This is a genomic window from Chryseobacterium sp. WX (assembly GCF_029542485.1).
GTDB classification, from domain to species: domain Bacteria; phylum Bacteroidota; class Bacteroidia; order Flavobacteriales; family Weeksellaceae; genus Chryseobacterium; species Chryseobacterium cucumeris.
Window position 1 is genome coordinate 3,576,361 of the sequence record NZ_CP120710.1, and the last position, 12,953, is coordinate 3,589,313.

Here is a 12,953-nt window from a genome sequence, read left to right on the forward strand (position 1 = left end):
ATAAAACTTTTGATCATGTTTCTGAATTGTCATTCTTTCCACAGTCTTCGTTACGGTACCTTATCGGTAGAAGAATTGGTACGGCAGGCACATTCTTTGGGTATTAAAGAGTTGGCATTAACAGATATCAATACGATTACTGCTATTTATGATTTTAAGAAAGAATGTGAAAAGGCAGGCATTAAACCTATTGCCGGAATTGAGGTCAGAAAAGAAGACAGGCTGCTTTATATTGCTGTGGCAAAAGAGTTCTCCGGGATTGGTGAAGTTAATAAAATATTGACAGATCATAATTGTTATGGAGGTGAACTTTCTGAAGCAGCTCCTGTATTTAAAAATGTTTTTATTGTTTATCCGATAGATAACATTCCTTCAAAGCTAAAAGAAAATGAGTTTATTGGAATCCGGGAAGAAGAACTGAACTTATTGATCCGTCCTGAATTTAAAAGGTTGGTTCCGAAAATGGTGGTTCTTCATCCGGTTACATTCAGCACTAAAAAAGAATATAATCTTCATAAAATATTAAGGGCTATTGACAAAAATACCCTGTTGTCGAAACTGAATGAACAGGATGTTTGTGGGAAATCGGAATATTTTAAATCCGAAAATTTAATCATCAGTACTTTTCAAAGGTATCCTGAGATGATAAAGAATACCAGAAATTTGCTGGAAGCCTGCAGTTTTGAATTTGATTTTGAAAAAGTTAAGAACAAACAATACTATACTAAGTCCAAAGAATCTGACGTTAAACTTTTAAAAAGGTTAGCCTATTTAGGACTTGAAAAGCGTTATGGTAAAGATCATGAAATAGCAAAAATAAGAGTGGAAAAAGAACTGAAAGTAATTGATGAACTCAACTTCTGTTCTTATTTCCTCATTACCTGGGATATTGTACGATACAGTAACAGAATGGGGTTTATGCATGTAGGACGTGGAAGCGGAGCTAACTCCATTGTCAGTTATTGTATCGGTATTACAGATATATGTCCTTTGGAGCTTGACCTTTATTTTGAAAGATTTCTCAACCTTAACAGGAAAAGTCCTCCAGATTTTGATATCGACTGGAGCTGGCAGAACAGGGATGTAATCCTGGAATATATTTTTAACAGATATGGGAAAGATCACGTTGCTTTTTGTGGAACAAACGTTGAATTCAAATACAAATCGAGATTCAGAGAGGTCGGGAAAGCTTTTGGATTGCCTAAAGATGAGTTGGATGAACTGACGAAAAAGCCAATGGAAGTTCACGAAACGAATTCTGTCGTACAAACGATCCATAAATATGTCAGGCTGATGGAAAGGTTTCCCAATCAAAGGAGTATGCACGCCTGCGGAATTTTAATCTCGGAAGAACCTATTACAAACTATTCTGCCCTTGAAATGCCACCGAAGGGATTTCCAATTGTTCAATTTGATATGAATGTGGCAGAAGATGTTAAATTAGAGAAATTTGATATTCTGTCTCAAAGAGGTCTGGGAACAATAAAGGATACCGTAGATCTTATTAAAAAAACAAGAGGAATTGATGTTGATATCCGTGATACAAGCATTTCCAAAGATGAAGAAAAAGCCAATGAATATCTGGCCATAGGAAAAACGATCGGCTGCTTTTACATAGAATCTCCCGCCATGCGTGGGCTTTTAAGAAGATTACAATGTGACAATTACAGAATCCTCGTTGCTGCTTCTTCTATTATCAGACCTGGAGTAGCACAAAGTGGTATGATGCGGGAATACATTTTCAGGCATAATCATCCGGATCAGTTTGAATATTTTCATTCTGTTTTTGAGGAAAATCTAAAAGAAACGTATGGCATTATGGTATATCAGGAAGATGTAATTAAAATTGCACAATATTTCGGAGGACTTACTCATGCTGACGGTGATATTCTGCGTCGTGCGATGAGTGGAAAAGAGCGATCAATTGAAAAATTGAATGAAGTAAAGGCCAACTTCTTTAAATCCTGTCAAGAGCAGGGGCATTCTGAAGCGCTTACTGCTGAGGCTTTTCGTCAGATTGAGTCTTTTGCAGGGTATTCTTTCTGTAAAGCACATTCAGCTTCATATGCGGTGGAAAGCTACCAAAGTCTTTATCTGAAGGTATATTATCCATTGGAGTTTATGGTTTCTGTGATTAATAATCAGGGAGGATTTTACCGCACCGAAGTCTATATACATGAAGCAAAAATGTCAGGTGGAAACGTTCAGGTTCCTTGTGTGAATTCAAGTGAATTCCAGACTACGTTAAAAGGGAAAGATATCTTTTTGGGATTAATGCTTTTGGAAGGATTAGAAACAAGAATTGCCCACGGAATTGTGGAAGAACGCGAAAGAAATGGAGATTACAAATCTCTGGAAGATTTTATCAGACGAATTCCCATTGGTATTGAAACAATACAGATATTAATTTTTATTGGAGCATTCAGGTTTACGGGGAAACCTAAAAATGAATTGCTGGTGGAAGCCAGGCTGTTATTGGTCAATTTTAAACCGGAACAAAGAGGGCTTATGCTGATTGAAGAACCCGTTCATGAGTTTAAACTTCCGCAGTTAAAAAGAGAACAGTTTGAAGATGCTTTTGACGAAATTGAACTCATTGGCTTTCCTGTTTCATGTAGCCCCTTCGACTTGTTACAGACCCAATATAGAGGCTCTGTGTTTGTAAAAGATTTATTGAAATTTCATAAAAAGCAAGTGAAAATGTTGGCTTATCTGATTGCCAGAAAACATGTCCCAACGAAGAAAGGAGAAATGTATTTCGGGACGTGGATTGATGCAAATGGAGATTATTTTGATACCGCACATTTTCCGGACAGTCTGAAACAATATGGTTTTCAGGGAGGAGGATGCTATTTACTTTTGGGAACAGTAGAAGTAGATTATCATTTTCCCACAATTACTATCCATAAAATGGCCAAAATGCCGATGATTCCTGATCCGCGGTACTCTTATAATAAAGAAAGACAATATGATATCCATCAACAGATTAAGGAAGATGTAAGCATGACTCATAGGAAGCCTTATCCACAGGCCCATGAGATTGGACTGCCCAGACATCGGATAGTAAAATAGTATTTTTTATATTAACTTTAGATTTCATTGATGTTATTTTAATTCAAAAATTCTGCTTATTTTTCCCTTTTCACGATTTCTTGCCGAATGGAAAATAAATGTACTGATATCAATAATTTATTAGAAAAACTATCTCTGGAAGGTTTTTCCGGATATGAATTTGTAGATTACTGGGATGCAGATACTATGGCTGTAGGAATGAAGAAGGGGAATGTTCTCATCTATATTTCTGCATATGACTATTCTAAAACCAATGGCTATGATGTGATTATGGAGGAATTTGAAACAGGAATAATATTGAAATCAGAGTACAAGAGATCATACCATGAACTTATTAATGATCTTCTATATTTTTTGAAATAATTTTTTCTTAATTGGGTGTATTTATTTCCTTTCATACTTCCAGTTTCTTCCTTTACCTTCAGCAATCCATTCCAGAGCCTGATCCATTCTTTTATTTCGGGTAGTTTCTGTTTTAGCTTCTGCAATCCATGTAATATATTCTTTTCTAAAGGACGGAGAAGCCTTTAAAAATAGGTCAAGAGCTTTCTGATTGGCATTTAATGCATTCTGAAAATAATCAGGAATTTCCATTTCTGTTTTGGAAGGAGCCGCTTTTTTCATGGTAACGCCCATATCAGTAAGCTCCATCGCTTCTTTAATTGCTTTTTTCAGCTGTGGTTTGGAAGGAAGATCTCCGACCTGCGTAATTTTTCCTAAACTGAACATCGAGTTTTTCTCAATATTCTGAGTGATCTCCTGCATGGTTTTCATTTCTTTTTCCAGCCAGAACCCAAAAGTACAGTGCTGTTTGAAAGAAGCCATAGCACAAAGATTTTTCCCTTTATAGATAAAATGGGGAAAGCTCCACTTCATGGTTTCTTTAGCATCAGGGCAGAATTCATGAACGGTTTCACGGATATAATGCAGGATAGGTTTCGCAAAATCCTGTGATTTTTCAATATAGGCATCAATTTTGGGACTGTATTTCTCCATCGTTTTTATTGGAATAATTGTACAATTTCATTAACAAGAAATTTTACCTGATCAGGTCTTCCTCTGTCATTTTTAGGGTTGTTGGAATAGCTTCCGGTTTTTACAATAACCATATTGTGCTCCGGAACCATAATGATATATTGACCCTGTAATCCCAGGAAATAATAATGTTTGATGGGGTTGTCATGATTAATCCAAAGTCCCATTCCATAAATGTTTTCAGACTTTTCAGTAGGAGTTCTCATCTGTTCAATGAAATCTTGATTGAGGATTTGCAGGTCTCCCGCTTTTCCATCATCCAGAAAAAGCTGTCCAAGTTTGGCAAAATCTCTTGCATTGGAATGAATACAGCAATAGGCTTTTTCCATACCATGATTATCTGTAGTCCATTTAGCATTTTGCTCCATTCCCAAAGGAGCCCAGAACTTTTCTGATAAATAATTTGCCAATGGTTTATCCAGTGCTTTTCGAAGAGCAAAACCAAGAAGTTGTGTAGAACCGCTTTGATATTCAAATCTGACTCCTGGTTCTTCTTTGAATTTTCTTGTGAATACAGCTTTTACAAGGCTTTTTCCATAATAGGCTTTAGCATTGGGCAGAAAAGGATTGTTGTAGTCTTCATTCCAGTCCAGTCCGGCTTCCATTTGAGCTAAATTTTTAAGGGTAACCTTATTTCCAAAGGGTTTGTTTTTAAATTCAGAATAAAAATCTGAAAACTTTTCATCAATAGATGGAATAATTCCTTCTTCCAGTGCTTTACCCAAAAGCATCACAGTCACTGCTTTTGCCATAGAAAAAGAATTGGTTTGGGATAGCTGGTTATAGCCTTCCCAGTATTGTTCATGAAGAATTTTTCCGTTTCTTATCACTACCAAAGCTGCTGTTCTGGAGTGTTTTAAGTTTTCAACTAAGTATTTAGGTAAATCTTTTTTGTTGTAGTCAGGATCTTCTTCCCATAGCCTGGGCTCTTCCGTCGCAATAGGGTTGCTGGGGAAAAGATCTCCGTCGTCGATGTATGCACTTGATTTTCCTTTAAGGTAGGTTTTGGAAATACCACTAAATAAATAATCATATCCCAAAAAATAAGCCGCTGCTGCACCTGCTACAGCTCCACCTATCATATACTTTAGTATTCTCATTTTTTCACGAATGGGTCTTTAACAAATTTAGAATAATTTGGTTATAAAATTTAAAATGAATCAGCAAATAAGTTATTTTTGTTCTTATTGAAGAAAACTATGACCAGAAAACTTTTTGTATTGGGGTACTTCCTATTTTCAATTATGGGAATAGCCCAGATTTATAAACCAATAGATACCGCAGATTATATACAGAGAAAAGCGTTTTTAAAGAGTTTTGAAGGAAATAATGAAGCCACTGTAAAGAGATTAAAGTCCCAATATTCCGGAAAAACAGGTTCTGAATTATCCAAAATTTATAAAGAATTCGGAACTGATTTTGAAAAGCAGGTGAAGAATAAGGATTTTATCTTTAAATCTGAATTTGAAACCAGTATACAGTCTATGATTCTACGTCTTAAAAAGAATAATCCTACAATTCCTCAGGACCTGAAAATTCTGATTGCAAAAGACAACACACCCAATGCTTATTGTCTTGCTGATGGAACCTTTGTCATCAACATGGGGCTTTACAGCTGGCTGAATAATGAGGAACAGATTGCCGCGGTGATTGCCCATGAGCTGGGACATAAAATCGAGGAGCATTCCCTGAAGACTTTTTTGAAAATTATCGAACAGGATAAACAGGATAAAGTGGTGGTGCAGAACATAAAATCTACTACAACAAGCAGAAGTCAGGACCAGAACCAAAAGGCTTTCGATATTTTTAAAAATACAGCCTACAAGAAAGGAGTAGAAAGAAGGCAAAGCGAAATGCAGGCAGATTCTTTGGGATATGTTATTTTTAAAAACAGTGATTTCAAGAAAGCAGAATTCATCAATGCTCTTCAGAGATTGCAGGATTTTGATACCATTTCACCAAGAGAGTTGAAGGTAGAAACATATAAAAAACTATTTAATCTTCCCAAGCAGGCATTCAATGAAAAATGGATGAAGAAGGAAGATTTCTCTCTGTACAATTATAATTTCTATAAAGAAAAGCTGAACAAAGACTCTCTTGCTTCTCATCCTGAAGTTTCCAGAAGATTAGAAGTGCTTAAAAAGACATTTACAGAGCTTAAAACTCCTGTTAGTCCGGAAAAACCCTCAGATCTGTTTTTAACATTAAGAAAAACTGCAAGGATGGAGATTTTACCCAATTATTTCCATTCGGAAGATTATGGACTGGGAATCTATGCTGCCATGCAGTTTTTACAGGATGAAGAGGAGGAAAAATACTATAAAAGCTGGTTGGGAAGATGCTTTACCAAAATATATGAAGCAAGAAAAAATTATAATCTGAACCGGTATCTGGATAGAATAGAACCTAAAAATCAAAGTGAAAGTTATCAGCAGTTTCTGAACTTTATGTGGAACTTAAGCCTTGATGAAATAAAGAATATAGCAGATTTTTATCAGACGAATGAGACAATCGCTAAAATAGATTGATTAAGCAGATTAAAAAACTAATTACAGTTTTAGCTGTTAAACCTTAAATACAGCAAGTTATTACGTGTTTTCTGGTGATTATGGCGGCGATATAAATGGAATATTCCAAAAGATCGGAGTTCAAACCCTATTGTAAATACTGAAGTAAATTGATTCCCATGAAATAATAAAAAAAATAAATTTTTAATAATAAAGTAAAATACCATGAAAAAATTCATTTTAACTATCATAGTTTTATCTTCAGTTGTAACAAGTTGTTCTAAAGAAGAAGGTACAACAGAAAATGATAAAGTATTATCCAAATCATCCATTTTAAATAACAACAATTCATCTGGAAAGACAGCCGGAAAAGAGTATACGCAGCAATTGCCTTATCTTGATGCTCATACAGATTTTATGGTTTTCAATGTTGAAAATGATCTTGCCCATAAGATGAATGACCCCAAAGTTGACTGGAAAACCATCAATGCACTTTATAGTGCAGATTTAAGTACGGCTTCAAAACAATATCTGATTTATATATTATTTGCGAAAAAAGATTTACTGGGTATTCAAAATACTGCACCCACTACAGATCAAGCTAAATTAATAGCACAATATGCTCAGGAATTGGTCAATACAAAGTATCCTGGATATTGCCTTCTATATAATACATTATTAACCTTGAATTCTACGGAATATGCACCGTTATCGGAAACGCTTGCATCCCAAATTGTTTTCAACTCAAAAACGGAGGTTTTCCACTCAAATTTTCTGAACAGGCCAGAAGGAAGAGATCCTTATGTAGCAAAGGTTAAAGAAGATTATACCTACCTAGATAAAATTAAAACCGAATTTTAAATAAAAGAATTTAGAGTAAAGGAAATATTATTAGTGCTGTATTCAAAAGTCAAAGAAAAACCCTGATGTTTAGTCAGGGTTCTTTTTGTATTAATAATTTAATTTCTCCAGACGGATCTTGTTAAACTTTTCTTTTTCATTATACTCCCGAAGCAGAATGTAGCCTTCTTTTCCAACGTATGGCGTTACTGCATAATTATCTTTTTCAGAGATCGGAATAATCTCCTGTTTGAATTTTCCATCAATAATGGTATTGATAAACAAATTCCATCTTTTCTGCCTGGTTACTTCGTCTTTTTGATAGTCACGATAGAAAAACACTACGTCTTTTCCGCCGTTGAGGTATTGTGAGAAGAGATAATCACTGTTGACCCATTTTGATTTTTCCTTTTCAAAAACCTGAACATTTTTCACTTTGAAATCTTTATCTGTGTAGATATACACAAGATCTGTAGTCTTTGGAGCGTTGTATTGCCCTGCCGGTTTATATTTTTCGCATAAAATACCCACACTTCCATCGTTCATAAAGTACATATCTTTGGTCTGAAGCATATAACCGCTTTCTACCATTCCATATTTGTTGACCTTGGGAAGAAAAGCAGAAATATTGGGTTCATAATTGATCGCTTTCATATCTACCGAAAAATCAGATTTGTTGAGGATCATTCTTGCAAATCCTACTGATTCTGAATCATCATAGTTTCTTCCCAGCAGAACTATTTTATCATCAAAAGTTTTATCATTATCAAGCTTTCTGTAGTTGGAGTAGAATGATTCAATATTGTCTATTGTATCATCAGATAATCCGGTAATCGGTTTGTTGGATGTTTCTTTTCCGGTTTTCATGTCAAGAACCATCAGATTGAATGTCTTCTGTTTGTCATTCACTTTCTTCAGGATACAGTACATATAATTTTCGTCTCTTTCCAGAACGGATAAAGTCGTGTACAATTTTTTACTTCCGTCAGTGTTGTATTTGTATCTCCAGATTTCCTTTTTGTTGTCATCAAACCTCATGAGGCTGTTGCTGTTTTCATACTTCCCATAATCTTTGTATTCAACAGCAAAATAACCACCTTCTTTCAGTTCTCCTACCGCAGAAACGTAGTTGTAGCCTTTCTCTTTTTTCTCATCACGGTTTTCCTTACGTTGTTCCTTCCAGCTCTTCGGTTCGTTGATCTCTTTGAAAGTACCGTTTTCCAGATAATCATAATATATTTTTCGGGTAATAGAGTTGGTTTTCGGATCGATTACCATAGAAACCGGAGTAAAGACTTCTTTGCTCTTCACAAGAGAATAATCCATCATGGAAGGCTTTAAAATAATCTGACCTTTAAAATCAACATATCCCAAATAAGAAGCAGCCGTAATATCTCCTTCAAACTCTTTATTGGCAACAGGGTTGAGGTTTTTATCGAGGATAACATACTCAAACTTCTTGGTCTTATCACCGGATTTACCGTAAGAGTATAGAGAAACGTAGCCGTAAAGATTGTCTTTATCATCGAATAGAGCATTCATTCCCACGTGATCACCTGCAGCGAGAGTTGTCAGGTCCTGAGTTTGAGAAAATGTAAATGTCTGGATCAGTCCAAACATCATCAGCGTTATTTTTTTCATGGTTAAAATTTGAGCGATAAAAGTAATAAATTAACCCATATGTTGCGAAAAATAAAAAAGCCCTGGAAATATTTCCAAAGCTTATGATCTAAAAAGGCAGAACAATTACTAATAGTATTCGTAAAGCCAGTTATGAGTGCTTGTTCCATAACCCGAGCTTTCATAAGTGGTAACGGCTTTGGTAGGATAGTTATCTCCGTTAAGCGTGTAAACGGCTGTAATTTTGTTGGTTCCGTTAGATGAACCGGAATAACTCTCGGTTTGATTCAATAAATTATTATAACCTATTTGACCATCACTCACGTCAAATAAATTGATCTTAACAAAACCTTTAATCCCTTTCATAGGGCTATTGAAAGTGTCATAAGTATTGGTGATATTGTAGGTAACTCCGTTATAAGTATATTTAGCTGAAGCCACATTTCCGGCATTGGTTAAATTAACATCCACCTGTGCAAATACAAGATTGGAATATGTTCCTGTTGCAGGATTATAAGTTCCGCTTTTATACTCATCAAACTGAACATGGGTATCACTGAGATACTGATAGATTTTGGTATAGGTAAGCGTTCCCTGTTCTTTATCAGTAATTTTCTCCGTTGAAAGCCTTCCATTAGAATAGGTGAATTCTCTCATCAGAACCAGAGCGCCACCAATGAACTCTTCTGTTTTAGCAATATAATCTCCACTGTAAGTATAAACAACTCGATCATCATCCAGTGCATTATATGTTTCTACAAGTTTATCTCCATTATATTTGAATTCCACCACATAGGGCTGACCACCCGGGTTGACGTCTGTTGCTTTTTTTAAGAGATGAAAAGGCCCGTTATTATTGTTCTGAGAATTATTGCTGTTGTCTCTGTGGTCGGCCGGATTATCATTAGAAACACAACTTGAGAGCAATGCCACAGCAAGTGATGAAAACATCAGTTTTTTCATGGTTATTATTAGTTTAGTTTTTAGTCCGCTAAAAATAATCATTTTTGTGGTAGGTTGTTCCGGAATGTATGAAAAATAAAAAAGCCCTGAAAAAACAGGGCTTTTAAACTATAATTGAGAAAGTAAATTTCTGAAGTTCGTTTTTTCATCAATGATTCTTCTCAGCTCTGAAACAGGAACTCTTTCCTGCTGCATCGTATCTCTGTCTCTGATGGTTACCGTGTGATCTGTAAGAGAATCGTGATCCACAGTGATACAGTATGGAGTACCAATGGCATCCTGTCTTCTGTAACGTTTTCCGATCGCATCTTTCTCTTCGTAGAACAGATTGAAATCATATTTCAGATCATTGAAAATCTTTTCTGCATATTCTGCTAAACCATCTCTCTTCATCAATGGAAGAATAGCTGCTTTAATGGGTGCCAATGCCGGAGGTAACGATAAAACTGTTCTTTCTGAACCGTCTTCTAACGTTTCATCTCTTAAACAATGAGAGAATATGGAAAGGAATAATCTGTCTAAACCTACAGAAGTTTCCACTACATAAGGAACATAGTTTTCGTTTCTCTCAGGATCAAAGAACTGAAGTTTTCTTCCTGAGAATTCTTCATGCGCTTTTAAGTCGAAATCTGTTCTTGAGTGAATACCTTCCAGCTCTTTAAATCCGAATGGGAAGTTAAACTCAATATCAGCGGCAGCATTCGCATAGTGAGCAAGCTTTTCATGATCGTGGAATCTGTAGTTCTCATTCCCCAGACCTAAAGCTCTGTGCCAGTTCAGACGTTTCTGCTTCCACTGTTCGTAGAATTCGAGTTCTGTTCCCGGAGCTACGAAAAACTGCATTTCCATTTGTTCGAACTCACGCATTCTGAAAATGAACTGTCTCGCAACAATCTCATTTCTGAATGCTTTACCGATCTGCGCAATACCGAAAGGAAGCTTGTGACGTGAAGTTTTCTGTACGTTTAAGAAGTTAACGAAAATACCCTGAGCCGTTTCAGGTCTCAGATAAAGATCCATAGCACTGTCAGCAGAAGCTCCCAGCTTTGTCCCGAACATCAGGTTGAACTGTCTTACTTCAGTCCAGTTTTTAGAACCTGTATCAGGATCTGCAATTTCAAGCTCTTCAATCAAAGCTTTTACATCAGCAAGGTCTTCATTTTCCAGAGATTTTGCCAGTCTTGAAAGAATAGCCTCTCTTTTTGCTCTGTATTCAATAATTTTTGGATTGGTAGCTACAAACTGATCCTTATCGAAAGCATCCCCGAATCTTTTCGCTGCTTTTTCGATTTCTTTATTCTCTTTATCTTCAATTTTAGCACAATAATCTTCCACCAAAACGTCTGCTCTGAAACGTTTCTTAGAATCTTTATTATCAATCAATGGATCGTTGAAAGCGTCTACGTGGCCCGATGCCTTCCAGGTTGTTGGGTGCATAAGGATCGCCGAATCAATGCCGACAATATTTTCGTTAAGCTGTACCATAGCTTTCCACCAATATTGTTTGATATTATTTTTTAGTTCGGCACCGTTCTGTCCATAATCATAAACAGCGGATAAACCATCATAGATCTCACTCGATGGGAAAATAAAACCATATTCTTTAGCGTGAGAAATCACTTTCTTGAAAACATCTTCTTGCTTTGCCATAATTTTTTTACGTCTGAAATGCAAAAATAGCAATTTGGATCCAAAATCATGAGATTCAATAAAAAAAGCAGTTAATAAAGAGACAAATATTGACAATTTAATTTTTCAGGAGCCGGGAACCCGCTCTCCGTTGCAATTCCTTGCTCGGCGGCTCTGCTTCGCGCCGCCGCCTCGCTGCGGGATTTTCTCTCAGATCGGGGCTATTGATAAAGGAATGTCTAACCCTGTTAGGTTTACAAAGATGGTAGCATATAATATCAATCGAAAAATCTTTACTTTTGCCGGATGTTAGAAATTCTTTATCATGACGAGCATCTTATTGCCATCAACAAACCCAGCGGATTACTGGTTCATAAATCTTTTTATGCCGGAGAAGCTGATACCTATGCTATTCAGGAGTTGAAGAAACAGATCGGGCAAAAAGTGTATCCCGTACATCGGTTAGACCGGAAAACTTCGGGGGTTCTGCTTTTTACTCTGGATAAAGATACTCTTAGAATCATGAGCGAGCAGTTTGCATCACGCGATGTAGAGAAGAAATATCTGGCCATTCTTCGGGGTTGGACAAAAGAAGAAGAAACGATTGATTATGACTTGGTTAATGAAAATGAAGTTAAGCAAAATGCCGTTACAAACTATCGCCGTTTGCAGACTTCAGAAATAGATTTACCTTTTCTAAAGCATCAGACTTCGAGATATTCTTTGGTAGAAGCCATTCCTGAAACGGGAAGATTTCATCAGCTGAGAAAACATTTTAAACATATTCTCCATCCTATTTTAGGTTGCCGGAAACATGGTTGCAACAAACAAAATAAGTTGTGGCTTCAGACATTTGACATCAACAAAATGACGCTTCACGCACACCAGCTGATTTTTAATCATCCCATTTCTAACGAAAGAATTACAGTAAATGCTACTATAGATGAAGAGTTCAAAAGAGTAGGGGATATTCTGAAATTCGATCTGAGTGAGTACTCTTCATTAAAACCTTGACTTATCACAAGCATGGTGTTTCTAAGTATCTCAAAAGGTATTTAATAGTACTTTTCCCTGTGCCCATTGTTTTAAAGCAATGTTCGCAAAGTTTAATTATGTCTGCTTTTTATTTCCGATCGCAAGAGCACTTCGTTCCCCCTTGCGAACCAAAATGTTTTCAGGATAATCATCTTTCTTTGCGGTCGCCGCATTAAAAAAATCCCACTGAGTTGTTGAGTATACAGTTGTTTTCCAGTTTATAGATACTATAGATGAGCCATTTCGATAAAA

Annotated in this window: 10 protein-coding genes; 5 read left to right on the plus strand and 5 right to left on the minus strand. The window is 36.2% G+C overall.

The window, feature by feature from the left end; all coding sequences use genetic code 11:
* The first annotated feature begins 15 nt into the window (after positions 1–15).
* Positions 16–3,072 (plus strand): DNA polymerase III subunit alpha, encoded by a 3,057-nt coding sequence (dnaE, locus tag PZ898_RS16155; RefSeq protein WP_277693758.1) that lies wholly within the window; start codon positions 16–18, stop codon positions 3,070–3,072.
* Between the two features lie 87 nt (positions 3,073–3,159).
* Entirely contained in the window at positions 3,160–3,435 is a 276-nt protein-coding gene (locus tag PZ898_RS16160) for a hypothetical protein (protein WP_062673200.1), read from the plus strand.
* Between the two features lie 21 nt (positions 3,436–3,456).
* Here PZ898_RS16160 and PZ898_RS16165 read toward each other — a convergent pair whose 3' ends face one another.
* Entirely contained in the window at positions 3,457–4,068 is a 612-nt protein-coding gene (locus tag PZ898_RS16165; protein ID WP_277693759.1) for a YdeI/OmpD-associated family protein, read from the minus strand.
* A gap of 5 nt (positions 4,069–4,073) precedes the next feature.
* Positions 4,074–5,207, minus strand: a complete 1,134-nt coding sequence (locus PZ898_RS16170; protein WP_277693760.1) for a serine hydrolase — start codon at positions 5,205–5,207, stop codon at positions 4,074–4,076.
* 99 nt (positions 5,208–5,306) lie between these two features.
* Between PZ898_RS16170 and PZ898_RS16175 the strand changes: the two genes are divergently transcribed.
* A complete protein-coding gene (locus PZ898_RS16175) occupies positions 5,307–6,635 on the plus strand; it encodes a M48 family metalloprotease (protein ID WP_120232458.1) in 1,329 nt (442 codons plus the stop codon).
* A gap of 204 nt (positions 6,636–6,839) precedes the next feature.
* Positions 6,840–7,475: a hypothetical protein gene (locus tag PZ898_RS16180; RefSeq protein ID WP_062673206.1), complete on the plus strand. Its 636-nt coding sequence runs from the start codon at positions 6,840–6,842 to the stop codon at positions 7,473–7,475.
* 90 nt (positions 7,476–7,565) lie between these two features.
* On the opposite strand, the gene PZ898_RS16185 is transcribed toward PZ898_RS16180, so the two are convergent.
* The 3 genes from PZ898_RS16185 to PZ898_RS16195 form a co-directional block, all read right to left on the minus strand.
* Complete coding sequence (locus PZ898_RS16185) at positions 7,566–9,095, minus strand: hypothetical protein (RefSeq protein ID WP_277693761.1); 1,530 nt, start codon at positions 9,093–9,095, stop codon at positions 7,566–7,568.
* Between the two features lie 108 nt (positions 9,096–9,203).
* A complete protein-coding gene (locus tag PZ898_RS16190; RefSeq protein WP_062673210.1) occupies positions 9,204–10,037 on the minus strand; it encodes a hypothetical protein in 834 nt (277 codons plus the stop codon).
* Between the two features lie 108 nt (positions 10,038–10,145).
* On the minus strand, positions 10,146–11,687 hold the full coding sequence (locus tag PZ898_RS16195) for a glycine--tRNA ligase (protein WP_277693762.1): 1,542 nt from the start codon (positions 11,685–11,687) through the stop codon (positions 10,146–10,148).
* A 285-nt stretch (positions 11,688–11,972) separates the two neighbouring features.
* Here PZ898_RS16195 and PZ898_RS16200 point away from each other — a divergent pair, with 285 nt between their 5' ends.
* On the plus strand, positions 11,973–12,680 hold the full coding sequence (locus tag PZ898_RS16200) for a pseudouridine synthase (protein WP_062673214.1): 708 nt from the start codon (positions 11,973–11,975) through the stop codon (positions 12,678–12,680).
* Positions 12,681–12,953: the final 273 nt, after the last annotated feature.